Source organism: Flavobacterium xinjiangense, assembly GCF_900142885.1.
In the GTDB taxonomy this organism is placed as follows: domain Bacteria; phylum Bacteroidota; class Bacteroidia; order Flavobacteriales; family Flavobacteriaceae; genus Flavobacterium; species Flavobacterium xinjiangense.
The window spans coordinates 222,007-248,925 of record NZ_FRCL01000001.1 but is presented as its reverse complement, the minus strand read 5'-3'; the positions used below and the strand labels follow the sequence as shown (position 1 = coordinate 248,925).

Here is a 26,919-nt window from a genome sequence, read left to right as displayed (position 1 = left end):
CTAAACTATTTCTAATGTTTTCGCTTTATTGACTAAATCAACTAAATTAGTAACATTTAATTTTGTCAATAGACGTAATTTATACGTACTAATTGTTTTTTCGTTAAGATTTAAAATTTCCGCAATCTCATGATTCTTTTTTCCATCACTTAAATAGCGTAAAACTTCTACTTCACGATTAGAAAGCTTTCGATATAATCGTTCGCTCTTGCTTTGTTTTGCAATTAATGCCAAGTTTTTCTTAACTGTTTCATTCATGATTATTTTTCCTTGATGGACTTTAATAATCGAAATGCCTAAAGTTTCTAGTTTTTCTTTTTTGTGAATAAATCCAGAAACACCAGCTTTTATAGCATTAGGTGCATAAATTTGTTCTGAAAGACCACTGAAAATAATAATTTTAGTTTTTGGGAAGTTTTTCAACACATTTTTAACTTCAAAAATGCTCGAAAGACCTTCCAATTCCAGGTCTAATATTAATACATCAATGTCCTTGGTAAGGAGTATATCCCGAACCATCAAAAAATTCCCCACATTGGCAACAATTGATATTTCTGCGTGATCCTTAAAGTAAGATTTTACTCCAAAATGCACTACGGGATAGTTGTCTGCTAAGCATACTTTAATCATAGTTTTAATTTTTAGTGTTGTTTAAATTTTGGATAGTAAATTTAATAAATAAATTCTGTAAATAACTGAAAATCAATGTAAAAATGTTAATATTTTAGTTTGTTGGTATTAAACAAACCGGAATTGCTTTCATTTTATGTTGATTGATAGTATTTAATCGCTTATAAATCTCGAAAACAGTTTTTTCACGTCCTGAAAAATCATTCGCAGACTTCGCTGATTCATCCTGAATCATTGCCCATTCTAATTCGTCGTAACTGGCGCCTAATTGTTCTTCATCGGTTCTTTCATCTCCAAATAATCCATCAGATGGAGAGGCTTTCAAGATTGAATCCGGTATTTTTAAATAACTGCCTAAAAGATACACTTCTGATTTCATTAAAGCGGCAATTGGACTTAAATCGACACCGCCGTCCCCATACTTGGTGAAAAATCCAACACCAAAATCCTCTACTTTATTCCCGGTCCCTACAACCAATAATTTATGAATACCAGCAAAATAATACAAAGTGGTCATTCGTAAACGGGCACGAGTATTAGCTAAGGATAAATGAAGTTTATTTGTTTCCACATCGTCTGGAACAATTTTTTTGAAAGATTCAAAAACGGATGTTAAATCAGCTTCAATACTGGTTACGTTTGGGAATCTATTTTTTAATTGTTCTATATGTTCCCGCCCGCGGGTTACGTGGCTGGCTGCCTGATGTATAGGCATTTCAATACATAAAACTTGTAATCCGGTTTGTGCGCAAAGTGTTGAGGTTACTGCTGAATCAACTCCACCTGAAATTCCTATGACAAAACCATTGACTTTTGCGTTTTCAGCATAGGTCTTTAGCCAATCTACAATATGTGTATTTGTTTTTTCAACTTGCATGGTGGTATTTTTAATCATAATAGTTTAGGTATTAAAAAGGAGGAATGTATATTTGCAATATCATTCGTAGTTTATTCGTTTCCCTATTACTTTGGCTACAAACTTAATTAATAAATATGAAAACACACCTGTTTTTGATTGTCTTTTGTCTCTTTTTTTTGTCATGTGATAAAAAGCATACTATAGAAAATGCAGTTGATAAAATTCCTGTAGAAGTTGAAATAGTGCGTTTTGACAAAATATTTTTTGAAACTCCGGCTCAAGATTTAGGAAAAATTAAAAAAAAGTTCCCTTATTTCTTTCCTGCAGGGAATGAGGATAGTATATGGATTAATAAAATGCAAAATCCTTTATGGCGCGAGTTATACGGAGAAGTTCAAAAAAAATATGCCGATTTTAAACCTGTAAAGGAGGATCTAAATTTGCTTTTTAAACATATTAAATATTATTTCCCCAAAACTAAAACGCCTAAAGTTATTACAATAATCTCTGAAATGGATTATAATAGCAAAACCATTTATGCGGATAGTTTGGTTATTATTTCTCTTGAGTTGTATTTAGGAAAGGAGCATAAATTTTATCAATTTCCAAATTATATAAAACAAAATCTGGAACAAGGACAAATAATGCCCGATTTAGTTTCCAGTTTTTCTGTTCGAAAGATTGCGCCTGTTTCAGAAAAAAATTTACTGAGTCAAATGGTCTATTTCGGAAAACAATTATATTTAAAAGACTTACTTTTGCCTGATTATAGTGATGCGGATAAAATGGGTTATACTGCGGAACAGGTTAAATGGTGTCAGGAAAATGAAAGTTATATGTGGCGTTATTTCATAGAAAAAGAAATGCTTTACAGCGATGATCAAAAACTACTGCCTCGTTTTATCAATGCCGCTCCATTTTCTAAGTTTTATTTAGAAATTGATAATGATTCGCCAGGACGTGTTGGTGCTTGGATTGGTTGGCAAATGGTACGCTCTTACATGAAAAATAATGATGTGCCAATCGCAGATTTATTGAAAACAGATGCAAAAGAAATATTCGAAAAATCAAAATACAAACCTAAAAAGTAATGTCAGATAAAAATACATCAGAAATTAAATTTCTAATCGAATTAGACGATAACCGTGTTCCGGAAAAACTAATGTGGTCCGCTAAAGACGGTGGAGTTGAGGCTCAGGAAGCTAAAGCTATTATGTTGTCTATTTGGGACAGTAAGGCCAAGGAGAGTATGCGTATCGATTTATGGACTAAGGATATGCCGGTAGATGAAATGAAGATTTTCTTTCATCAGACCTTAGTGGCTATGTCTGAAACTTTTAAACGCGCTACAGATGATGAAAAAATGGCAGATACAATGAAAGATTTTTGCGATTATTTTGCGGAAAAATTAGAGCTAACGAAATAAATTAGATTCATTATCTTAAAAAATAAATCCCAAAACTCTTGTTTAAGTTTTGGGATTTATTTGTTTTAAAATGTGAGGAAGAAAGTTTCTAAAACTGATTGTTGTTTTTGAAAACTTCTTGATTTACTTCATCAATATAGATTAATAATTCTTCTTTTCCAGTAGATTCAGTTGCCGAAGTAACAAAATAATGTGGCATTTCAGCCCAGTTATTAGCAAACATTTTCTTTTTGTAAGCTGCAACGTGAGAGTCAATTTTTACTTTACTGATTTTATCAGCTTTGGTGAAAACGATGCAAAACGGAATTTCGCTCTCTCCCATATACGACATAAATTCAATGTCTATAGTTTGGGCTTCGTGACGAATATCAATTAAAACAAATGCACAAACTAATTGTTCTCTTGTTTCAAAATAATCAGTAATGAATTCCTGAAAAATAGATTTTGTCTTTTTAGAAACTTTGGCATAACCATAACCCGGTAAATCGACAAGAAACCAATTATTATTAATTAAAAAATGATTGATCAATTGTGTTTTCCCTGGTCTTCCAGACGTTTTCGCTAATTTTTTTTGATTAGTCAGCATATTGATCAATGAGGACTTACCTACATTTGATCGGCCTATAAAAGCATATTCTGGCATAAAGTCTTTGGGACATTTTGCTACATCAGAGTTGCTAATAATAAATTCGGCAGTATTAATTTTCATGATTTGCGTATCTAATTATTCTTTTTTTAAGCGTGTACTTGTAAATGAGTTACTGATAACCATTCTTCCAGCAAACGATTAAATTCTTCCGGTTGTTCCATCATGGCGGCATGTCCACAGTGGTCAATCCAATATAAGGTTGAATTTGGCAATAATTTATTAAATTCTATAGCAACATCAGGAGGAGTTACTTTGTCATTTTTACCCCAAATGATGCAAGTTTGCACGTGCATCTTTGGTAAATCTTTTGCCATGTTATGACGAATGGCGCTTTTGGCAATCGTCAATGTTTTTATTAATTTTATTCTATCATTTACAGAAGCATAAACTTCATCAATAAGTTCTTTAGTCGCTACTTTTGGATCATAAAATACATCTTCTGCTTTTTTCTTAATGTATTCGTAGTCCCCTCTTTTTGGGTAACTATCTCCCATGGCACTTTCGTAAAGTCCAGAACTTCCGGTTATTACAAGTCCGGCCACTTTCTCGGGATACATTTTTGTATGGTATAAAGCAATGTGTCCTCCTAACGAATTTCCTAAAAGAATTACTCGTTCTAAACCTTTAAACGTAATAAAATCTTTAACGTATTTTGCAAAACTCTTAACATTAGTTTTTAGAATGCTTTGTGTGTATATTGGAAGATCAGGGATTATTATTTTGTATCCTTTGTTAGAAAAATAACTGGCAACAGCATCAAAATTACTTAATCCTCCCATCAAGCCATGAAGAATGACAATAGGGATTCCCTCTCCAGCTTCATAATAGCTGTATCTACCTTCTTTTTTATAGTATTTTTCCATGTTTTTAGAATCCGGATTTTCAATTTTGACAAATATAGGATTTAAAAAATAAAAATAAATTTTTACGACAATTTTAATTAGTTAATTCTTTAGGTTAATTATGATAAATTTTACTTGTTTATGATCTAAAATGTTAATTATTTGCTCTTTTTTAGTGTATGCAATATGGAAATTGTATGGTGTTTTTAGGGGTTATTTTTTAATGATGTTATCTTTCTTACAAATAAAACAAAACACTCGTAACGTTCTGATTGTCCAAAAATTAAGGGTTTTTATTCGAAAGTGGTTAAACTTATTAACAAAGTGGTATATAGTGGTAAAATGTGGTAATATTTTTTATATTTTTGCTCTACACCATTTAATACATTTTACTTGGATACAATAGTTGGAACATATGAATGTAAAGTCGATGCTAAAGGAAGGTTGCTGTTACCGGCACCTTTGAAAAAGCAGTTGGCCTCTTCTCTTCAAAACGGATTCGTTTTGAAGCGTTCCGTTTTTCAGCCGTGTCTGGAGTTGTACCCTATGCAGGAATGGCTATTGATGACAGAAAAAATCAGTAAGCTGAACCGATTTGTTAAAAAGAACAATGATTTCATACGCAAGTTTACTGCCGGGGTGAAAATAGTTGAGATAGATGCTTTTGGGCGATTATTAGTGCCAAAGGATTTAGTGCTTTTTGCTAGTATTAGTAAAGAGGTAGTGTTTTCATCAGCAATCAATATTGTGGAAATTTGGGATAAAGACTTATATGAGAAATCTATAAGTGATGAAGAATTAGATTTTGCTGATTTAGCAGAAGAAGTAATGGGAAATATAAATAACAACGACGATGGAATATCATAATCCGGTTTTGCTTCACGCCTCAGTAGATGGTTTAAACATTAAGCCTGACGGTATTTATGTTGATGTGACTTTTGGTGGCGGTGGCCATTCAAGAGAGATTTTAAAAAGACTTGGCCCAAACGGAAAGTTATTTGCTTTTGACCAAGATGAGGATGCGTTAGCAAATGCTTTGGATGACGAAAGATTTACGCTTATCAATGAAAATTTCAGGTTTATAAAGCGTTTTCTTCGTTTTTACGGAGTGAAAAGTGTTGATGGGATTTTAGCTGATTTAGGTGTTTCGTCGCATCAGTTTGATGTGCCGGAAAGAGGTTTTTCGACCCGCTTTGATGCAGATTTGGATATGAGAATGAGTCAGAAAAATGATTTGAATGCTTATCGTGTGGTTAATGAATATGATGAGGCGAACCTGAAAAGAGTGTTCTTGGATTATGGAGAATTGAAAAATGCACCTGTTTTAGCAAGAACGATTGTAGAAGCAAGAGAGGAGCAGCCAATCAAAACCACAGATAAATTGAAAGAGGTTTTGGCGAAATATTTACCGGAAAGAGTTAGAAATAAAATATTGGCTCAAATCTATCAGGCGATTCGTATTGAAGTAAATCAAGAGATGGATGTTTTGAAAGAGTTTTTAGAACAATCCTTAGAAATATTAAATCCAGGCGGTAGATTAAGCGTGATTTCGTATCATTCTTTAGAAGATAGATTGGTAAAACGATTTGTGAAAAACGGAATGTTTGAAGGAGAACCTGAGCGTGACTTTTTTGGTAATTTTTCGGTTCCATTTAAAACCGTTGGAAAATTAATTGTGCCGGATGCTGCTGAAATAAAGGAGAATAACAGAGCGCGAAGTGCCAAACTAAGAATAGCTGAAAAGATATAATTACCTATAAAAATGAAAAACGGAGTTTACAATCTTTTAAAAGCTAGATTTCTGATAGATGATGATGCTGTTAAAAACTGGCGTTTCATTGTTTTTGTAATTGTCTTAGCTATAATTATGATTGCTAATACGCAGCGATTTGAACAAAAAGTATTCAAGATTACCGAGTTGACAAATAAAGTAAAAGAATTGCGTTCGGAATTTGTAGACAGACGTTCGGAGCTAATGAAATTGAAAATGGAATCGACAGTTTCTGAAAAGATGGTTGAAAAAAATATTTTTCCATCAACAGTCCCTCCGGTTAAAATTGAAGTTAAAAAAGAAGAAGAAAAAAGTTTCTTTAAAAAAATATGGCAGTAGAAGATAAACACATATCGTACAGAATTTATCTGGTTGCATTCGCTATCTTTTTGATGGCAATTGCGATTGCTGTAAAGTTGACAAATATTCAATGGGTGGAAGGGGATTATTATAGAAAATTAGCCAAAGAAAGAACGGTTAGAAATTTTGTGATTCCTGCCAATAAAGGAAATGTTTATTCTGCTGACGGAAGCCTTTTAGCGACCTCTATTCCAAATTATGAAATACGTTTTGATGCTGTTACACCAAAAGCGGAATCATTTGAAAAAAATGTGAAGGCATTATCTGATTCGTTAGCTTCAGTTTTAGGAAAACCGTCGAGTTATTTTCAAAATGAATTGAGAAAAGCAAGAGCAAACAAAAACAGATATTATTTGATTGCTCGAAATTTAAGTTATACCGAATATTTTAAAATTAAAGGGTTTCCACTTTTCAATTTGGGAAGTAATAAAGGTGGAATAATCATTGAACAAGAAACGGTTAGGAAACACCCAATAGGAAAAATTGCCGAACGTACCATAGGTTACGAAAGAAGAAATTCAAACGGAACTTCAGATGGTAAAGGTATTGAATGGGCTTATCGCAAATACCTTAATGGTAAAGACGGTAATATTTTAAAGCAAAAAATAGCAAAAGGACAATGGAAACCGTTGCGAGACATCAATGAAGTAGATCCGCAGGACGGTTACGATGTAATATCCACAATTGATGTTTTTATTCAGGATATTGCGCATCATGCTTTATTGAAGCAATTAGAAGATTACCAAGCGGATCACGGTTGTGTGGTGGTTATGGAAACGAGTACGGGACAAGTTAAGGCTATTTCGAATTTAGGAAGAGGTAAAGACGGAACCTATTATGAAACTACTAATTATGCAGTTGCTGAGTCGCATGAACCAGGTTCTACTTTTAAATTAGTTGATTTAATGGCTATTCTTGAAGATAAGGTGGCCGATACCAGTACTGTTTTTGATAGTAAAGGTGGGGAAATCAGATATTCAGGAAAAGCAGTAAGAGATTCTCATAAAGGCGGTTATGGAAAAATATCGTTAGCGCGTGGATTTGAAGTTTCTTCGAACACAGTTATGGTGCAAGCCGTTTATAACAACTATAAAAACAATCCTTCAAAATTTGTGAATCATGTCGATTCATATGGTTTGAACAGAAAATTAGGATTGGACTTAAAAGGAGAAGGGATGCCAGTTATTCCTCAGCCAAAGGATAAAAACTGGTCTAATATTTCGCTTCCTTGGATGGCTTTTGGCTACGGAGTGTCAGTAACGCCTATGCAAACTCTTACGTTTTATAATTCAGTTGCCAATAACGGAGTAATGGTAAAACCCCAGTTCGTTTCTGAAATAAAAGAATGGAATAAAACAATCAAAAAAATTGACAAAGTAGTTTTAAATCCGAAAGTATGTTCGCAAGAAACTATTTTGAAACTAAAAGCAGTTTTGCTGAATGTGGTTAAAAAAGGTACTGGTTCTAAGCTTTACTCGAAAGATTTTTCTATGGCCGGTAAAACAGGAACGGCCCAAGTAAATTATGCAAAAGATGGTGGATCTGGAAAATATTATGCTTCATCATTTGTTGGATATTTTCCAGCAGATCAGCCAAAATATTCCTGTATAGTTGTCGTTCATAAGCCTAGTACGGTAAATAATAATTATTACGGTGCGGACGTGGCAGGTCCCGTTTTTAAAAGGATCGCTCAAAAGATTTTTACGGATGCTCCTTCGACTAATAAAATTAAAAATTTAGATAGGAAGATTCCAAAACAAGAAAATAATTATGATTCTTATTTTGTAAAATCACAGGTGAAGTCGCCATCAATTCCTAATGTAAAAGGAATGTCAGGGATGGATGCATTGGCTTTATTAGAAAATTTAGGTTTAAAAGTGAAAGTTAACGGAATAGGAAAGGTGAAAAAACAATCACTTCAAGCGGGTCAAAACATTGTGAAAAACACAACTATACTATTGGAATTATCATGAGTATATTAAAAGACATATTATACAAAGTAGCTATCGAAGCCGTAAAAGGTTCAACGGATATTGCTATAGACAAAATGGATTTCGACTCAAGAAAAATCGAAAAAGATGATGTTTTTATTGCTATTCGTGGTTCTATTTCTGATGGCCATGATTATATAGAAAAAGCAATTGAGCAAGGCGCCGTAGCCATTGTCTGCGATACTTTTCCAGAAACTATTACAAAAGGAATTACCTATGTTCAGGTAAAAGACACGAATTCAGCCTTAGCATTTATGGCTGCGAATTATTTTGGTGATCCTTCTGAAAAATTGAAATTAGTTGGTATTACAGGAACAAACGGTAAAACGACCATTGCTTCTTTGTTATACCAATTGTTTAAAAAGGCAGGTTTCAAAGTTGGATTACTTTCCACAGTGAAAATCTTAGTTGACGAGCAAGAATATAAAGCGACACATACCACTCCGGATTCGATTACAATCAATCATTATCTGAAGGAAATGGTGGAGAATGGTGTTGAATATTGTTTTATGGAGGTGAGTTCGCATGGAATTCATCAAAAAAGAACGGAAGCATTGCATTTTGTTGGCGGTATTTTTACCAATTTGTCTCACGATCATTTGGATTATCACCCAACGTTTGCAGAATACAGAGATGTAAAAAAATCATTTTTTGATAATTTGCCTAAATCAGCTTTTGCATTAGTAAATATTGATGATAAAAACGGACCAGTAATGTTGCAGAATACTGTAGCAAAAAAATTGACGTATGCTTTAAAATCTTATGCAGATTATAAAGCGCAAATCCTGGAAAATCAATTGTCAGGTTTATTATTGAAAATAAATGGAAATGAAGTTTGGGTAAAACTGATAGGAACATTCAATGCTTATAATTTACTGGCTATTTATGGAACTGCAGTTCAATTAGGAATGGAAAGTCTGGAAGTGCTTCGCTTATTATCAGATTTAGAAAGCGTTTCAGGTCGTTTCCAATTTATTGTTTCGGCTTCAAATATTACTGCGATTGTAGATTATGCGCATACTCCTGATGCATTAGAAAATGTGCTGAAAACAATCAATGATATTCGTACAAAAAACGAACAATTGATAACAGTTGTAGGTTGTGGCGGCAATAGAGATAAGACAAAACGTCCAATTATGGCTGGAATTGCTTCTGAGTTGAGTGATAAAGCAATTTTCACTTCGGATAATCCAAGAAATGAAGATCCAGAAGTTATTATTGCTGAAATGGAGCAAGGAGTTGCCCCTCAAAATTATAAAAAAACATTGACTATAACCGATAGAAAGCAGGCAATAAAAACGGCTTGTCAATTGGCACAGCCAAATGATATTATATTAATTGCTGGAAAAGGGCACGAAACTTATCAGGAAATTAATGGTGTTCGCCATGATTTTGACGATATGAAAATAGTTAAAGAAATATTAGAACAACTTCATAAATAGAAAAATATGCTATACTACTTATTTGAATATTTAGACAAAATATTAGATGTTCCTGGAACAGGTGTTTTTCAGTACATTACTTTTAGATCCGCGTTAGCACTGATGCTTTCTTTATTATTGTCTACGATTTATGGTAAAAGAATCATTCGTTTCCTGCAAAGACAACAAGTAGGGGAAACCGTGCGTGAACTTGGTTTGGCGGGTCAAAATGAAAAAGCGGGTACGCCAACTATGGGAGGTTTAATTATCATATTTGCCACTTTAGTTCCTGTTATTCTTTTTGCAAAACTGCATAATATTTACATCGTTTTGTTGATTGTCACCACCCTTTGGATGGGAATCATTGGTTTCATAGACGATTATATCAAAATTTTCAAAAAAGATAAAGAAGGTTTAAAAGGTATATTTAAAGTTGTTGGCCAAGTAGGTTTGGGTTTAATAGTTGGGACTGTTCTTTATTTTAGTCCGGCAGTAACGGTTCGTACTGATACTTCTACATCAGATATTTTTAAAACACCTACAGAAAATGTAATTGTTCAATCCCCAGTCGAGGAAAAATCTACGGCGACTACGATTCCGTTCTTTAAAAACAATGAATTTGACTATGCTGAATTATTAGCTTGGACAGGTGAAGGTTATGAAAAATGGGCATGGTTGATTTTTATTCCGGTTGTGATTTTTATCATTACGGCAGTTTCCAACGGTGCAAATTTAACGGATGGTATTGATGGATTGGCTGCAGGGACTTCTGCTGTTTCGGTCCTGGCATTAGGGATTTTTACGTTCGTTTCTGGGAATATTATTTTTTCTAATTATTTGAATATAATGTATATCCCTAATTCGGGGGAAATGACCGTTTTTATAGCTGCATTTGTGGGATCATTGATTGGATTTCTTTGGTACAATTCCTATCCGGCATCTGTTTTTATGGGAGATACGGGAAGTTTGACTATTGGAGGAATCATTGCTGTATTGGCAATCGCCGTTCGAAAAGAAATGCTGATTCCTTTACTATGTGGAATTTTTCTTGTAGAAAATTTTTCAGTCGTTTTGCAAGTCGCTTATTTTAAATATACAAAGAAACGCTTTGGCGAAGGCCGAAGAATCTTTCTTATGTCGCCTTTACATCATCATTATCAGAAAAAAGGATATCACGAAAGTAAAATTGTAACCCGTTTTTGGATTGTAGCCATAATGTTAGCCATATTGTCAATTGTTACTTTAAAATTAAGATAATATGAGGCTAGTAATTTTAGGTGGTGGAGAAAGCGGTATTGGAACTGCTATTCTTGGTAAAAAGAAAGGATATGATGTATTTGTGTCTGATTTTGGAAAGATAAAAGAAAATTACAAAGAGGTTCTTATCATTAATGAAATTGCCTGGGAAGAGGAAAAGCACACGGAAGATTTGATTCTGAATGCTGATTTGGTGATGAAAAGCCCGGGAATTCCAGAGAAATCTCCGATAGTAAAAAAACTCATTGAAAAAGGAATTCCAGTGCTATCAGAAATTGAGTTTGCAGCCCCTTATACAAACGCTACAATAATTGGAATTACTGGCAGCAACGGAAAGACAACAACTACAATGCTTGCATATCATTTGCTAAAATCAGCAGGTTTGAATGTAGGACTAGGAGGGAACATTGGAAAGAGTTTTGCTTGGCAGGTAGCAGATAATGATTATGAGTCGTACGTGCTAGAGTTGAGCAGTTTCCAATTGGATGGAATTGTAAATTTCAAACCGCATATTGCCATTATTACGAATATTAGTCCGGATCATTTAGATCGATACGATTACAAATACGAAAATTACATTGATTCAAAATTTAGAATTACAATGAATCAAACCGAGGACGATTACCTCATATATGACGCAGATGATGAAGCCATTGCAGAATGGTTTAAAACACACACAACCAAAGCTAAATTAATTCCTTTTTCATTGACTAAAACTTTCAGCGAAGGAGCTTATATAAAAAACAACAAAATGGAAATTTCAATTAATCAAGAAGAGTTTACAATGGATACAGAGCATATTGCCTTGGAAGGAAAACATAACATGAAAAACGCAATGGCAGCAACTTCTGTGGCAAAATTGATGCAAATTAGAAAGTCGACAATACGCGAAAGCTTGTCTAACTTTCAAGGAGTAGAACATCGTCTTGAAAAAGTTTTGAAAATTCAAAATGTACAATACATCAATGATTCAAAAGCAACCAATGTAAATGCCACTTTTTTTGCATTAGATAGTATGAATACGCCTACAGTTTGGATTGTGGGTGGTGTTGATAAAGGAAATGATTACAATGAATTGATGTCGTTAGTTCGTGAAAAAGTAAAAGCAATTATTTGCCTTGGAGTTGATAATAAAAAAATAATAGATGCTTTTGGGAATGTTGTAGATATGATGGTCGAAGTGGATAATATGAATGATGCAGTGAGAATGGCACAGCGTTTAACCGAAAAAGGAGATACAGTATTACTGTCACCGGCCTGCGCTAGTTTTGACTTATTCGAAAACTATGAAGACAGAGGAAACCAATTTAAACAAGCTGTTAAGAATTTATAAAAATTTTTAGGTTTAAAATTTTAAGGGAAGAAACTTTAAAATTTAAACATAAAAATTTTAAACAAAAAAGAAATGAAACAACTAGTAAACAATTTAAAAGGAGATAAAGGTATTTGGTCATTCGTGGCCTTATTAGCCTTGTTTTCGTTTATGCCTGTTTTTAGTGCAAGTAGTAATTTGGCTTATATAGGCCAAGGGAACGGAAATACATTGGGGTACTTGGTAAAACATTTGGCTCATATTTGTATTGGTTTCGCCATTATCTATTGGATTCACAAAGTTCCGTATCATTATTTTAGAGCTATCTCTAAAGTAGGATTACCGGTTGTTTGGATTTTATTAGCCTACACTTTAATTAAAGGTACTGTTATCGCCGGTGCAAATGCCAGTAGATGGATTCAAGTGCCGTTTATTGGAATAACATTTCAAACATCAACATTAGCGTCTATAGTGTTATTTATTTTTGTAGCACGTTATTTGTCTAAAACCAGAGAGGAACCTATTACATTCAAGGCCTCTTTGTGGGAGCTTTGGTTACCGGTATTTTTCACTTTGATATTAATTTTGCCTGCTAATTTCTCTACGACTGCACTGATTTTCTCAATGATATTAATGCTGACTTTTATTGGGAAGTACCCATTAAAATATATTGGAATCATTGTAGGATCAGGAATATTATTTCTTGCTTTTTTTGTTCTTCTATCTAAAGCTTTTCCTGACTCCAGATTTTTCAGTAGAGTACATACTTGGGAAAGCAGAATCGAGAATTTTAGTACAGATAAACCAGATGAAGACGATTATCAAATCGAGAAGGCAAAAATTGCAATTGCTTCTGGTAAAATATACGGGTTAGGTCCTGGAAAAAGCGTTCAAAAGAATTTCTTGCCTCAGTCCTCTTCAGATTTCATTTATGCCATTATTGTTGAAGAATATGGGCTTATAGGTGGTTTAGGTGTTCTGGCTTTGTATTTATTATTGTTGTTCCGATTTGTCGTAGCCTCTCATAAAGCCAATTCACTATTTGGAAAATTAGTGGTTATCGGTTTAGGTTTTCCCATGATATTTCAAGCAATGATTAATATGGCTGTTGCCGTAGAATTATTGCCTGTTACAGGACAAACATTACCCTTGATAAGTAGTGGAGGAAGTTCTATCTGGATGACCTGTTTTGCACTTGGAATCATAATAAGTGTAACCAAAAAAGAAGAAGAAATCGCGCAGGAATTAAAAGAGTCAACTTTAAGAGACGAAGCACTTCAAAAATTAATTGACAAACAATTAGAAGAGGAATATTGTACAGATAATGATTATTCTATAGAGGATAAAGCTAGTAATCCAATGAATGCAGTTTTAAATAAGTAATCGCTTTTAAGATTAAATAATTTTTGAAAACAGAGGAACTCAGTAACATTATAAAAAATGAAACAATACAAATTCATATTAAGCGGTGGCGGAACTGGAGGACATATTTATCCTGCCATTGCGATTGCCAATGAATTAAAATCTCGCTTTCCGGATGCTGAATTTCTTTTTGTAGGAGCTCAGGATAAAATGGAAATGCAAAAAGTTCCTCAGGCTGGGTATAAAATAAAAGGGCTTTGGATTTCTGGTATTCAACGAAGGTTGACATTTGATAATTCCCTTTTTCCGCTCAAACTTCTGGCAAGTTTATTAAAATCTAGAACTATAATAAGAGAGTTTAAACCCGATGTAGTTATAGGAACAGGCGGCTTTGCAAGCGGACCTTTATTACAGGTGGCTGCAATCGCCGGAATTCCAACGGTAATTCAAGAACAAAATTCATATCCCGGAATTACAAATAAATGGTTAAGCAAAAAAGCAAATAAAATTTGTGTTGCTTATGAAAATCTGGAGCGTTTTTTTCCAAAAAATAAAATGATTTTGACAGGAAATCCGGTTCGACAAGATTTAATTGATATTCAAAGTAAAAGAGCCGAAGCAATTCAATTTTTTAATTTAGATTCTAACAAGAAAACGTTGTTGGTTCTTGGTGGAAGTTTGGGAGCAAGAAGAGTAAATCAACTTATTGAAAAGGAGTTGAAAAATTTGCTTTCTCAAAATGTTCAGGTTATATGGCAATGCGGAAAATTATATTTTGAAGATTATAAAAAATATAATGAAGGTGATGTGCAAGTAATGGCTTTTATTGAAAAAATGGATTTAGTTTATGCCGCCGCCGATATTGTCATTTCTCGTGCAGGTGCGTCATCAGTTTCGGAATTGTGCATTGTGGGGAAACCTGTGATTTTTATTCCTTCTCCTAATGTAGCTGAAGATCACCAGACTAAAAATGCTCAGGCAATTGTAGATAGAAAAGGAGCAATTATGTTGAAAGAATCTGAGCTAGATTCGCAATTTGGTCTTGTTTTTGAAGCCTTGCTGAAAGATCAGGGAAAACAGAATCAATTATGTGAGAATATAGAACAATTGGCCAAACCGGAAGCAACGAAACAAATTGTTGACGAAATCGTCAAGTTAATTAAATAAAAAATAAACGAGTAAAGTATAAATAATATGAATTTAAATCAAATACATAACGTCTATTTTATAGGAATTGGAGGCATCGGTATGAGTGCTTTGGCTCGTTATTTCAAAAATATCGGCAAGCAAGTCTCGGGTTACGATAAAACACCTACGATGCTTACAGATGAATTAATAGAAAGTGGTATTACAATTCATTTTGAAGATAATATTGATTTAATTCCAAAAGACTATTATTTAGAAAACACGTTGGTTATTATTACTCCAGCGGTGCCTAAAAATCATTCTGAATGGAATTTCTTTTTGGAAAGAGAATATCAGGTTAAAAAAAGAGCTGAAGTTTTAGGGATAATAACCAAAGATACTTTTTGTTTTGCAGTTGCGGGAACTCATGGTAAAACTACTACCTCAAGTATTTTGGGTCATGTTTTACATGAAAGTGGTGCTGATGTAACTGCTTTTATTGGAGGGATTGTAGAAAATTACAATTCGAATTTAATAGGAAGCGGTAAAACAGTTACTGTTGTTGAAGCAGATGAATTTGACCGTTCATTCTTGCATTTGCATCCCAATATTGCTTGCATTACATCAATGGATGCGGATCATTTGGATATTTATGGGACCAGTCAAGCCATAGAAGAATCATTTATTGAATTTGCTTCTAAAGTAGAAGATAAAAGTAATCTTTTTATAACGAAAGAATTACCAATTGAAGGAGTTACCTGTGCGGTAAATGAAGATGCAGTCTTTAAGGCGTTTAATGTTAGAGTTGGGAATGGCAGTTACACGTTCGATGTACAAACGCCTACTGAAACAATAAAAGATTTACAGTTTGGATTACCTGGAAAACACAATTTAATGAATGCTTTAATGGCTATCGCAATGGCAAAATTATTCGGCACCCCAACCGATGCCATTGCAAAAGCCATAGCGTCATTCAAAGGCATAAAAAGAAGGTTTTCCTATCAAATAAAAACAGATAAATTTGTTTATATAGATGATTATGCGCATCATCCAACGGAAATAAATGCGGTGCATCAGGCAGTTAGAGAATTATATCCTAATCAAAAAGTTTTGGCTATTTTTCAACCTCATTTGTTTAGTAGAACCAGAGATTTTTCAGATGATTTTGCCAAAAGTTTATCTGCTTTTGACGAAGTTGTTTTGTTGGATATTTATCCTGCTCGTGAATTACCAATGGAAGGAATTACTTCCCAATGGTTAATGGATAAAATGACGAACGATGATAAAAAATTGGTATTAAAAAATGACTTAATTCCAACAATTCTTGAATCCGATGCTACCGTTATTGTGACCATCGGTGCAGGAGACATAGGAGAACTGGTTCCAACAATTAAAAAAGCGCTAAATGAAACTCTTTAATTGGACAAATATTCGATTAATACTGATGTTTGCATTAGTTGTTTTTCTGTTTTCATTCACGTCAAATCGAAATGCAAACAGAAAATTAATTAAATCTACCGTTGTTTTTGTAGGAGATGTCTCTCCATTTGTAAGGCAAGAAACGGTTAATAAATTGTTAATAGAAAATAAAAAAGATGCATCGAGCATTCAAAAAGTTAATTTAGATTTGAATAAGCTGGAAAAAATACTAGATGCACAAGAAATGATTGAAAAGTCAGATGTATTTGTGAGTATCGATGGCGTTTTAAAAGCAGTAGTGAAACAAAAGACTCCAATAGCCAGGGTTTTTGATGAAGGAGGTTCTTTCTATATTGATTACAAAGGGAATAGAATGCCATTGTCAGCAAATTTTACAGCTAGAGTTCCACTTGTTTTAGGGGGGATTAATAAAAAAAATAACGAAGATTTAGCTGATTTATTTCGCATAATATATGACGATGCTTTTTTGAAAAAAAACATCATCGGAATACAAATTATGCCGAACGGTAGCTTAATAATGCTCAATAGAAATTTTGATTATCAAATTGATTTTGGCAGAATGATAAATGTAGAGCGTAAATTCAAAAATTATAAAGCTTTTTTTCAAAAGGCGGTTTTAGATAGTACGTTGTATAAATATAAAAAAATAGATCTCAGATTTACGGAACAAGTAGTTTGCACTAAATAATAGATAATGGAAAAAGAGAATATTGCAGTAGGTCTAGATATTGGGACAACCAAAATTGTTGCCATGATAGGCAAGAAAAATGAGTATGGGAAATTAGAGATTTTGGGAATTGGAAAATCCAAAAGCTTAGGAGTTGCAAGAGGTGTTGTGAATAACATCACTCAAACTATTCAATCTATCCAACAAGCAATTCAAGAAGCGGAAAATAATTCAGGTTATAAGATTAAAGACGTAGTGGTTGGAATTGCTGGTCAACACATACGCAGTATTCAACACACAGATTATATTAGCAGAAATAATCCCGAAGAAGTTATTGGGGAGAATGACATACAGCTTTTGATTGACCAGGTAAATAAATTGGCCATGTTACCAGGTGAGGAAATTATACACGTACTGCCACAAGAATTTAAAATTGACGGACAATCGGAAATCAAAGAGCCTATAGGAATGTATGGCGGAAGATTGGAATCAAGTTTTCATGTTGTAGTAGGACAGGCCTCATCGATACGTAACGTGGGAAGATGTATTCAAAGCTCAGGGATAGAATTATCAGGTTTGACATTGGAGCCGTTAGCGTCTGCTGATGCCGTTTTGAGCCAAGAAGAAAAAGAAGCAGGTGTTGCGCTTATCGATATAGGTGGCGGCACAACGGATTTGGCCATTTTCAAAGATGGTATTATTCGTCATACTGCTGTAATTCCTTTTGGAGGAAATGTAATTACTGATGATATTAAAGAAGGCTGTTCAATCATTGAAAAGCAAGCGGAGTTATTAAAAGTTAAATTTGGTTCTGCTTGGCCAGGGGAAAATAAAGACAACGAAATTGTTTCTATTCCTGGATTAAGAGGCAGAGAGCCAAAAGAGATTTCGTTAAAGAATCTTTCGAAAATAATTCACGCTCGTGTTGTCGAAATTATAGATCAGGTTTTCACGGAAGTGAAAGCTTACGGGCATGAAGATCCTCGTAAAAAGCTGATTGCTGGGATAGTACTTACTGGTGGTGGAGCACAATTGAAACACATCAAGCAGTTAGTGGAATACATTACCGGAATGGATACCAGAATAGGATATCCAAACGAGCATTTAGCTGGAAATTCTGATGAAGAGATTTCGAGTCCTTTATATGCTACCGCTGTAGGACTAGTAATGAATAGTATTCAAAATAATTCTCAAAGTGCCATAAGAATGGACGCTATTGAACCGCCAAAAGCTACAGTTTACAGAGCGCCAGTTACGCAAATTCAAGAGGTGGTAGTGCCGGTAACAGAAGCCGAAGTGGACGGACAAAACTTTGGAGAAAAACAAGTATCTACGGGAGATAAAATACAAAGATCATTTTTTGACAGGTATGTTGATAAGATTAAGGATTTCCTGGATAACGCAGAATAGTTAATAAATAATAAATATTTCATTCTCCTTTTTGCCCCACGCTTTAAGAAGAAAAAAAGAATTAAACAAGAATTTTAAAACCAAATAAAATGATGAGCAACTCAGAATTTGGAAGTATTTCATTTGATTTACCAAAAAATCAATCAAATGTTATAAAAGTAATTGGTGTAGGTGGAGGCGGTAGTAATGCCATTAATCACATGTTCAAACAAGGTATTAAAGGCGTTGATTTCATCGTTTGTAATACGGATTCTCAAGCCTTACAGAGTAGTTCTGTGCCTAATAAAATTCAGTTAGGGGTACATTTGACTGAAGGACTTGGTGCTGGAGCAAATCCAGATGTAGGACAGCAATCTGCTATTGAAAGTATTGCCGAGATTGAAAAAATGTTGGATCGCAATACTAAAATGGTTTTCATCACTGCAGGAATGGGTGGTGGAACTGGAACTGGAGCTGCGCCGGTAATAGCGCAATTGGCTAAAGAAAGAGATATTCTTACGGTAGGAATTGTGACTTTGCCTTTCTTATTTGAAGGGAAAGTGCGTCAGGAGCAAGCCTTAATAGGTATCGATAAATTACGTAAACAAGTCGACTCATTAATTGTTATCAATAATAATAAATTAAGAGAAGTATACGGAAATCTTGGTTTCAAAGCTGGGTTTTCAAAAGCGGATGAAGTTTTGGCGACAGCCTCAAGAGGTATTGCCGAAGTAATTACGCATCACTATACTCAAAATATCGATTTAAGAGATGCTAAAACAGTATTGTATAATAGTGGAACGGCTATCATGGGATCTTCTGTTTCTTCAGGCGAGAATAGAGCTAAAGAGGCAATTATTGCAGCTTTAGATTCTCCTTTGTTAAATGATAATAAAATTACAGGTGCCAAAAACGTATTGTTGCTTATCGTTTCTGGAACTAATGAAATTACAATTGACGAAATAGGAGAGATTAATGATCATATTCAAATTGAAGCAGGTCATAATGCAAATATTATCATGGGGGTTGGTGAAGACGAATCACTTGGAGATGCTATTGCAGTTACCATAATCGCTACGGGATTTGATATTGAACAACAAAATGAAATTGTAAATACAGAGCCAAAAAAAATTATACACACATTAGAAGATGAACAAAGAAGTGTTCATAATCTAAGTAATAGAGCTGTTGCTGCATTCGATTTAAATAACGTAACACCGGTGTCTAATACTAACGAAAGAATTGTTTTCGACTTATTAGAAGATACAACAGTAGTGGCTCCTGAGCCAGTTGTAACAGTACCAGCGCCAACAATCAATAAAGAAGAGTTGATGGTTATGTCTGAATTTATAAAAAATTTAGATGTGACTTTTGAAATCGTTTCTCCAATTAATGATAGTGAATTTACTTTTACCGCACCAGAAGTTAAAGAAGTAAAAGCAGTTCAGCCAAAAATTATCGAAAGACAGGAACAAACGGTTTTCTCTTTTGATTTGCCACTTTTTAAATCGGAACCAGTTGCTCCCGTTGAGGAAAGCAAAGTTTTATTTGAACTAACGAATGAAACTCGCGATATCAAAGTAAACGAAGCAGTTCAATTTGTTCCGGTTACAGAATTGTCTGACAGAGGAATTATCAAATATTCTCTTGAGGAGTACATGGAAGCAGATACTGATTTCGCAGCTAAACCAATTGCAAAAGTAGTTGAAGTTCCTGTTCCTGCCGAGTTAAATATTACAATGAAACAAGTAGATGCAGCTACAAATGCACCAACTCATTTCGAAAATATTTCTCCAATGGAAATGACAATTGAAGAAACTTTGAAGCTTAGAGCTGACGAAAGAAGAAAAAAATTAAAAGAATTCAATTACAAGTTTCATAATAATGTTTCTAAAATTGATGAGTACGAAAAAGAACCTGCGTACAAAAGATTAGGAATAGATATTTCAAATAATCAACCAAACAATACAAATTCGAGAATTTCAGTGGGAACAGACAGCAATAATGATTTACAGTTGCGTTCAAACAACTCGTATTTGCATGACAATGTAGATTAACGAACTCAAACCGAAATGATATAGCCCGAAAATTCAATTTGATTTTCGGGTTATTTTTTTGTGTGGAGAGAAGAAAGTAATCTATTGTTAATTCAAGTAAATTTCTTTAAATTTGCGGGGCCTTAATCCAGCTGTCGTTTCAAGCTTTTTCTCGAAAATGCTTTTTTCTAAGCTCTCAAAAGAGCTTCCTACGGTCGCTTTTTAAGGGCAAGAAAAAATACATTTTCTCTTAAAAAGGCTTTTCACTACCATCTGGGGCATTAAAAAAAAAGAAAACGTTTTTATAATAAGCATTTCAATAATCGATTAAACTAATAGTTGATTAACTAAATTAACAATAAAGAATATGAGTTTATCAGTACAAATCATGGACGAAATGAAAACCGCCATGAGAGCCAAAGATACCGTTGCACTTGAAGCGTTAAGAGCTATTAAATCTGAAATCTTGTTAGCTCAAACAGCCACAGGATCTAAGGAAGAAATAACACAAGATGACGAGGTTAAATTGCTACAAAGACTAGTAAAAACCCGTAAGGAAAGTGCTAGAATTTTTACCGAGCAAAATCGTTTGGATTTAGCTGAACCAGAATTGGCACAAATTGCAGTAATCGAAAAATTCTTGCCAGCACAATTAAGCGAAGCAGAAGTAGAAGCCGTAATTGCAAAAATCATCGCAGAAACTGGAGCGTCAGGAATTGCATCAATGGGAAAAGTAATGGGATTAGCAGCAGCACAATTAGGCGGAACTGCCGAAGGAAAAACTATTTCTACAATAGTGAAAAAACTGTTGACATAAATTTTATGATTCAAGGTTAACGATTTTAAGTCACAAATCTAAAATCGTTAATCAACAATCTTAAATCAAATGGCTGCGTAGTTCCTGCCTGCCGGCAGGCAGGCAACTGGATACCTGCCTGCCGGCAGGCAGGGAATATCAGATTTCGACAATAAATGGAATATTTTGTATATGTTATACAAAGTGAGATTGATGCAAGACTTTATAAAGGTCAGACTAGTGATATAGATAAACGAATAAAAGAGCATAATTCAGGAAAGACAAAATCGACCAAAGGTTTTGTGCCATGGAAATTGGTTTATTTAGAAACATTTGGCACAAGAGAAGAAGCTGTTCTACGTGAAAAATATTTTAAAACAGGAAGTGGAAGAGAGTTTATAAAAGAAAAAATAATACAATAAAGGCTGCGTAGTTCAACTGGATAGAATATCAGATTTCGACTCTGAGGGTTGCAGGTTCGAACCCTGTCGCGGCCACTTTACATAACGTAAACATTTTATTTATAAGTGTTTACGTTTTTTTTTTGTTTTTAGAACTTGCCCAAATATTGCTCAACCATTTCAAATAAGGATAAAAAACAACCCTTTTTTTTATATTATTTACGGTGCAAAAATATCTTTGTTGAGGGGTTTAAATAAAACCTACGTTATTATATTAGTTTTATCTAATTTGCCTTACTTTAGATAATAATCGAAATAAATCGTTAATGATTATTTGAAAAAAATGGATTAATCAAACTTGAAAAAAATGGATTAATCAACTATTGATACAATTTTTTAATTCGTGTTATAAGTTGTGTTAAACATAAAGTAATTAATACAAATTAATTAATGTTTTCATGCGCGTAACAGATAGTTAAAAATGTTTTTATGGATATCGCGCGCGCATAGGTTGCGTAATGGTCGGATTCTAATTGAAAAACATTGGTTAATAATTATCTGTTAAATTCCTTTTAAAGTTTATTTATGTGTTAATTCCAGGTTGTTGGTCTGTGGAATATTTAATTGGTATTTTTGTTAGAGAGTATTCAACCAATTCTTGCGCATTTTGGTTTTGTGTTATATTTTTTAGCAAAATATATTTCTATTAAGATGTGTGCAATTGGCATAAAAACAATAAAAAATATTATTGGTAAAACAAGAAATTCGAAACTGTAACTGTGCCAATACTCAAGAAAATAAATAATTAAACATAAAAATGAGATTGTAAAAGTTGCAATAAATATTTTGTCAACTTTTTTATGAATGTAAAAGCAGTTTTTACATCTTTTGGAAGTGTATTTTCTCGTTTTTTGATGTTTGATTTTTGGAAGCCCAGTAATTTCTAGCCAGTTTCTGCTAACTTCCTCAATATTTAAATATTTATTGTCAGCTAGATTTCTTTTGCAGTACCAACATTTTTCAACAATATCAACATTTTGGCCTTCACTTTCTTGTAATTGCATTTTCAAGGTATTTAAATTAAAGAATTCAACAATAGTAACCTTTAAAAATTACTTTCCTTTACGGTTTTCCACATAGCCTAGTAGATTTTTTCTATACTCATTGAATTGTATTTTTAATTTATTTTTTTCAATTGGGGTTGGAGAGGACGAATTTGCAAAGGGGTTTTAAAATCGTTACAAATGAAACTTTGCGAATTTTTAAGTCTTTCTGAAGATGAACATTTTAATTCTATATGGTTTTTGGGCATTCAAGTAGATAGTTTTATTAAAGATAATTTAGCTATTAGCCTTTATCTAATTAACGGTTTTTACTGCGAAGTGCATTATTATATTGAGACAAATAATTATTTCCCGTTTTAAATAGGCTTTGTCCCGAAAGAAAAGTGTATTTTGAGTATCGGTTTAAGGGGTTTATTTCGAACTATGAGTTTATAGGCAAGGAGATTGTTATTACGGAACAAATGCAAATGTTGGTTGCCGGAACTTATGTGATGTTGACTTTTAGGATGCAAAATTATCTGGTTAGTTTATTTAATAAAATAATTATTTCTCAATCTAGTTATTGTTCTACTGTAAATAAGGAATATCACAAAGGAGAATTCAATCCATAAATGATAGTAGTGGTTTTTCGTTGGAAGATTTTTTTTATTAGGGCATTTAACCTCAAATGATAATATTAATCTGGGTTTACATGAGAATTCTCATGTGTTGCATTTTCATTGCTTAAAAAGTAACGACCCAAGTGCCATTATTTTTTTGATGAATTCAAGGAAGTCATAAAATATTACACTGACCCAAATTTAAACCAAGAGCTAAAACAAAAAGGATACTTTAGGCTATGCGTACGCGAATCAATTTGAATTCTTATCGGTAATTTTGGAACATTTTTTTGAAACGCCACGAAGTTTTAAAACAACACATCCTGAATTATACGCGCATATTGTTAAGATGATCAATTTTAAAGAACAATATTAGATTAAATGGAAATAAATTTAAAGTTTCATCTTTTACTTTTTTTAGCATCTTAATTTGGTTTTATATTTTATAATAAGTTCTTTTTGATAAAAAATAGTCAGTAAGTTCCTAAAAAGAAAATCGTTAAGTAAAATGAATACTAATGCCATATTTTTATATATTTGTCAATAATTCTAATAATCATTTTATAATCAAAAGAAAATGATATTAGTTCTACAAAAAAGAGCAATTACTACACCATTTGAAATCATCATTATCAGGAATTATTTTTGTAAGGTTAAGATCGTCTATAATCGCTGATGCTATTATTGAAATGATTTAGAAAAATCAATTACAAGAATAACTGAAATTACTCTAAAATTTTTTTATTGTTATTTTTATAATCATAAACCGTATGTCAAGAATAGGCTGTTTTATACTACTAGCAAGTTTTATATGTATTCTGAATTCCTGCAATTCATCAGATAAAGATAAAAGTGAAATTTCCATAGGATTTTCACAATGTGTTGGTAGTGATATTTGGCGGGTATCAATGAATCATGCAATGGAAGTAGAAGCCTCGCTTCATCCGGAAATTAATTTGACTATTTACAATGCCAATAGGAAAGCAAGTAAGCAAATTAGTGACATTCAGAAATTCATTGATAAAAAAGTAGATGTCATTATAATTTCTCCTTTTGAATCAGATTCAATTGTTCCGGTAATTGAGAAGGCCCAATCTAAAGGTATACCAGTAATTATTGTTGATAGGAAAGCAAATACTTCAAGTTATACCACTTATTTAGGAGCAGATAATCTTGAAGTAGGTAGATTGGCAGGAAAACATATTGTTTCTATTTGTCATGGAGATGCAACTGTGATTGAAATTAATGGGGACTTCACTTCATCACCTGGTTTAGAAAGGAGTATGGGGTTTAAACAAATTGTAAGTCAATATCCTAATATTAAGGTTTTTACTATCGAGGCAGATGACTTTGGGCATCCCAGAGCAGATTATGGTAGACTGTTAGATAGTTTACATGATATTGATTTTGTATATTCATTTAGTGACATGATTGCTTATAATGCTTGGAAGATTGCAAAGAATAAAGAAGTAGATAAAAATATAAAATTTATAGGTGTTGATGGCCAAAATGGTCCTTTAGGCGGCATTCAATTAGTAAAAGATAAGATTTTAGATGCGACAGTTTTATATCCTACAGGAGGTAGCGAAGCTATTAAGTTGGCATTAAAAATAGCTAATAAAGAGATTGTCCCTAAAAATAATAAACTCAATACCATATTAATTGACTCTCTTAATGCAGATATTATGAGCAATCAATTTGACAAGATAACAATTCAGCAATCTGATATTGAACAGCAACAGAGCGTTATCAAGAGTCAGGAAGAGAAATACTCCAGTCAGAGCAATCTTTTAAAACTTCTTTTTTTTCTATTTATATTGGCACTAGGTTTAGCTTTCTTCAGTATTTATTCTCGTATAACAGTAAGCCGTAAAAAGAAAGAATTGGAAGAGACAAATAAAAAAATTGTCAGCCAAAGAAATGAAATTGAAAAATTTTCTGAAGAATTAAAACTAAGCAACGAAGCAAGACTTAATTTTTTTACAGGTTTATCCCATGAATTCAAAACTCCGTTAACGTTGATATTGAGTTCTATAGAATCTTTGGGAAATGAATTTAGAAATAAAGGGGTTTCCGTGAACAAGGAAATAAATTTAATGTATAACAACTCCAGAAGGTTGCTCCGGTTAATAAATCAATTATTAGACTATAGAAAAACAGAGGATCAAAAATTTACTTTGAGAGCATCAAAAACTAATATTTTAGATTTTTCAAAAAGTATTATTAGTGATTTTGATCGGGAAGCGAAGAAAAGAAATATTGATTTTTCATTGACAATTAGCAATCCGGAATTAGAAGTCTATATAGATCGAAATCTTATGGATAAAGTCTATTTTAATTTGTTGTCAAATGCCTTCAAATTCACCCCTGAAAAGGGTAAAATTTCGATCGTAATAAAAGAAGATAAAGCCAATAACATTGTTAAAATTCACTTTAAAGATTCAGGTATAGGGATTCCAGAAAATGAGTTGAAGGAGGTTTTTAAGGCTTTTTATCAAGGATCAAATAATTACAGGAACAGTTCTGGAATAGGGCTTCATTTATCAAAAAGTTTTATTGATCTGCACAAAGGGAAAATAGAAATTAATTCAAAAAATGGAGCAGAATTTATAATTACTTTGCCATTAGGAAAAGAGCATCTTGATGAAAAATATATAATAAAAGAATCAATGCTAGATTTTATTCATGAACCGGATTATCTGGATTCAGAGTTTATTCAAAGTGTTGAGCCAAAAAACACCGAAGATAAATATTCGATTCTTTATATAGAGGACAATAAGGAGCTTTTAGATTTTGTGTCTCATAAATTTACTGCTGAATATACTTTTTTTGCCTCTGATGGTACTAATGCAATTGAAAGAGCATTGGAATTAATTCCAGATATTATTATCTGTGATTTGAATTTGCCTGAAAAGAATGGTTTTCAAATTTGTGAAATACTCAAGAAAGATTTAAGAACGTCACATATTCCTATTATAATCCTTACCGCTTCGGATAATCAAGATTCCTATTTGAAGGCTCTAGAAAGTGGTGCCGATATCTTTTTGACAAAACCTTTCAATTTAAAAGTATTGGCGCAATCTATTAAAGGATTGCTCTTTAACAGAGAAAAACTACGATTTTATTATACCAATAATATTTTAAATATTGAGGATGGTGATTTTGGTGTTTCTGAACAAGATTTTCTAAGAAAGTTGAATGATCTTATTGAAAAAAACTTGGATAATTCTGCTTACACTGTTGAAGATCTTGCACGAAGTTTAACTATTTCTCGGGTACAATTGTATCGAAAAGTGAAAGCTATATTAGGAATTAGTGTCAGTGACCATATAAATAATATGCGATTAGATAAATCAAAGGAGCTACTAAAAAAGTCAGAATTAAACATTTCAGAAATTGCCTATGCAGTGGGTTTCTCTTCACCTAATTATTTCTCAACTTCCTTTAAAAATAAATTTGGAGTTACACCTAAAGAATATAAAAGTAAAAAGTAGATTATTTTCTATGGAACCATTTTCTTCC

23 protein-coding genes, 1 tRNA gene and 1 pseudogene are annotated in these 26,919 nt (G+C 33.0%); 21 read left to right on the top strand and 4 right to left on the bottom strand.

Features of this window, described 5'->3' with window-relative positions:
- The gene (locus tag BUC23_RS01050) at positions 1-630 is read right to left on the bottom strand and encodes a response regulator transcription factor (RefSeq protein WP_073204018.1); all 630 of its coding nucleotides are present in this window, start codon (positions 628-630) and stop codon (positions 1-3) included.
- Positions 631-724: 94 nt separating this feature from the next.
- Positions 725-1,525 (bottom strand): NAD(+) synthase, encoded by an 801-nt coding sequence (gene nadE / locus BUC23_RS01045; RefSeq protein WP_073204015.1) that lies wholly within the window; start codon positions 1,523-1,525, stop codon positions 725-727.
- A gap of 98 nt (positions 1,526-1,623) precedes the next feature.
- On the opposite strand from nadE, the gene gldB reads away from it, so the two are divergent.
- Positions 1,624-2,580 (top strand): gliding motility lipoprotein GldB, encoded by a 957-nt coding sequence (gene gldB, locus BUC23_RS01040; RefSeq protein WP_073204012.1) that lies wholly within the window; start codon positions 1,624-1,626, stop codon positions 2,578-2,580.
- On the top strand, positions 2,580-2,915 hold the full coding sequence (gene gldC / locus BUC23_RS01035; RefSeq protein WP_073204010.1) for a gliding motility protein GldC: 336 nt from the start codon (positions 2,580-2,582) through the stop codon (positions 2,913-2,915). The genes gldB and gldC overlap by 1 nt, the downstream gene beginning before the upstream one ends.
- Before the next feature lie 88 nt (positions 2,916-3,003).
- Here the strand turns inward: gldC and yihA are convergent, their stop codons facing one another.
- Together yihA and BUC23_RS01025 are read right to left on the bottom strand one after the other, a co-directional pair.
- Positions 3,004-3,624: a ribosome biogenesis GTP-binding protein YihA/YsxC gene (yihA, locus tag BUC23_RS01030; RefSeq protein WP_073204007.1), complete on the bottom strand. Its 621-nt coding sequence runs from the start codon at positions 3,622-3,624 to the stop codon at positions 3,004-3,006.
- Between the two features lie 26 nt (positions 3,625-3,650).
- Positions 3,651-4,427 (bottom strand): alpha/beta fold hydrolase, encoded by a 777-nt coding sequence (locus BUC23_RS01025; protein WP_073204004.1) that lies wholly within the window; start codon positions 4,425-4,427, stop codon positions 3,651-3,653.
- A gap of 372 nt (positions 4,428-4,799) precedes the next feature.
- Between BUC23_RS01025 and mraZ the strand changes: the two genes are divergently transcribed.
- The 19 genes and pseudogenes from mraZ to BUC23_RS00920 all read left to right on the top strand — a co-directional run bounded on the left by mraZ (position 4,800) and on the right by BUC23_RS00920 (position 26,891).
- Positions 4,800-5,273, top strand: coding sequence for a division/cell wall cluster transcriptional repressor MraZ (mraZ, locus tag BUC23_RS01015; RefSeq protein ID WP_073203998.1), 474 nt, complete (start codon positions 4,800-4,802; stop codon positions 5,271-5,273).
- A complete protein-coding gene (rsmH, locus tag BUC23_RS01010) occupies positions 5,248-6,156 on the top strand; it encodes a 16S rRNA (cytosine(1402)-N(4))-methyltransferase RsmH (protein WP_208609300.1) in 909 nt (302 codons plus the stop codon). Before mraZ ends, rsmH begins: the two co-directional genes overlap by 26 nt.
- 12 nt (positions 6,157-6,168) lie before the next feature.
- Entirely contained in the window at positions 6,169-6,516 is a 348-nt protein-coding gene (locus BUC23_RS01005; protein ID WP_073203992.1) for an FtsL-like putative cell division protein, read from the top strand.
- Positions 6,507-8,510 carry a penicillin-binding protein gene (locus BUC23_RS01000; RefSeq protein WP_073203988.1) on the top strand — a complete coding sequence of 668 codons (2,004 nt, stop codon included), beginning with the start codon at positions 6,507-6,509 and terminating at the stop codon, positions 8,508-8,510. Before BUC23_RS01005 ends, BUC23_RS01000 begins: the two co-directional genes overlap by 10 nt.
- Complete coding sequence (locus BUC23_RS00995) at positions 8,507-9,970, top strand: UDP-N-acetylmuramoyl-L-alanyl-D-glutamate--2,6-diaminopimelate ligase (RefSeq protein ID WP_073203985.1); 1,464 nt, start codon at positions 8,507-8,509, stop codon at positions 9,968-9,970. Before BUC23_RS01000 ends, BUC23_RS00995 begins: the two co-directional genes overlap by 4 nt.
- A gap of 6 nt (positions 9,971-9,976) precedes the next feature.
- Complete coding sequence (mraY, locus tag BUC23_RS00990; protein ID WP_073203982.1) at positions 9,977-11,206, top strand: phospho-N-acetylmuramoyl-pentapeptide-transferase; 1,230 nt, start codon at positions 9,977-9,979, stop codon at positions 11,204-11,206.
- Between the two features lies 1 nt (position 11,207).
- Positions 11,208-12,539 carry a UDP-N-acetylmuramoyl-L-alanine--D-glutamate ligase gene (gene murD, locus BUC23_RS00985; protein ID WP_073203979.1) on the top strand — a complete coding sequence of 444 codons (1,332 nt, stop codon included), beginning with the start codon at positions 11,208-11,210 and terminating at the stop codon, positions 12,537-12,539.
- A 72-nt stretch (positions 12,540-12,611) separates the two neighbouring features.
- A complete protein-coding gene (locus BUC23_RS00980; RefSeq protein ID WP_073203976.1) occupies positions 12,612-13,901 on the top strand; it encodes an FtsW/RodA/SpoVE family cell cycle protein in 1,290 nt (429 codons plus the stop codon).
- A gap of 57 nt (positions 13,902-13,958) precedes the next feature.
- Positions 13,959-15,047: an undecaprenyldiphospho-muramoylpentapeptide beta-N-acetylglucosaminyltransferase gene (gene murG / locus BUC23_RS00975; protein WP_073203973.1), complete on the top strand. Its 1,089-nt coding sequence runs from the start codon at positions 13,959-13,961 to the stop codon at positions 15,045-15,047.
- A gap of 27 nt (positions 15,048-15,074) precedes the next feature.
- Positions 15,075-16,424 carry a UDP-N-acetylmuramate--L-alanine ligase gene (gene murC, locus BUC23_RS00970; RefSeq protein ID WP_073203970.1) on the top strand — a complete coding sequence of 450 codons (1,350 nt, stop codon included), beginning with the start codon at positions 15,075-15,077 and terminating at the stop codon, positions 16,422-16,424.
- Complete coding sequence (locus BUC23_RS00965; protein ID WP_073203966.1) at positions 16,411-17,133, top strand: cell division protein FtsQ/DivIB; 723 nt, start codon at positions 16,411-16,413, stop codon at positions 17,131-17,133. Before murC ends, BUC23_RS00965 begins: the two co-directional genes overlap by 14 nt.
- Positions 17,134-17,139: 6 nt before the next feature.
- Positions 17,140-18,522: a cell division protein FtsA gene (gene ftsA, locus BUC23_RS00960; protein WP_073203963.1), complete on the top strand. Its 1,383-nt coding sequence runs from the start codon at positions 17,140-17,142 to the stop codon at positions 18,520-18,522.
- Positions 18,523-18,611: 89 nt separating this feature from the next.
- A complete protein-coding gene (gene ftsZ / locus BUC23_RS00955) occupies positions 18,612-20,558 on the top strand; it encodes a cell division protein FtsZ (RefSeq protein ID WP_073203960.1) in 1,947 nt (648 codons plus the stop codon).
- 346 nt (positions 20,559-20,904) lie between these two features.
- Positions 20,905-21,354 carry a GatB/YqeY domain-containing protein gene (locus BUC23_RS00950; protein WP_073203957.1) on the top strand — a complete coding sequence of 150 codons (450 nt, stop codon included), beginning with the start codon at positions 20,905-20,907 and terminating at the stop codon, positions 21,352-21,354.
- Between the two features lie 155 nt (positions 21,355-21,509).
- On the top strand, positions 21,510-21,755 hold the full coding sequence (locus BUC23_RS00945; protein ID WP_073203954.1) for a GIY-YIG nuclease family protein: 246 nt from the start codon (positions 21,510-21,512) through the stop codon (positions 21,753-21,755).
- Position 21,756: 1 nt separating this feature from the next.
- A tRNA-Arg gene (locus BUC23_RS00940) sits at positions 21,757-21,830 on the top strand.
- A 1,351-nt stretch (positions 21,831-23,181) separates the two neighbouring features.
- Positions 23,182-23,409: a M90 metallopeptidase family protein gene (locus tag BUC23_RS17605; RefSeq protein ID WP_208609299.1), complete on the top strand. Its 228-nt coding sequence runs from the start codon at positions 23,182-23,184 to the stop codon at positions 23,407-23,409.
- 238 nt (positions 23,410-23,647) lie between these two features.
- Positions 23,648-23,773 (top strand): annotated as a pseudogene (locus tag BUC23_RS17830) (zinc-dependent peptidase); the annotation flags it as partial.
- 394 nt (positions 23,774-24,167) lie between these two features.
- Positions 24,168-26,891, top strand: coding sequence for a hybrid sensor histidine kinase/response regulator transcription factor (locus tag BUC23_RS00920; protein ID WP_073203945.1), 2,724 nt, complete (start codon positions 24,168-24,170; stop codon positions 26,889-26,891).
- The last annotated feature ends 28 nt before the right edge of the window (positions 26,892-26,919 follow it).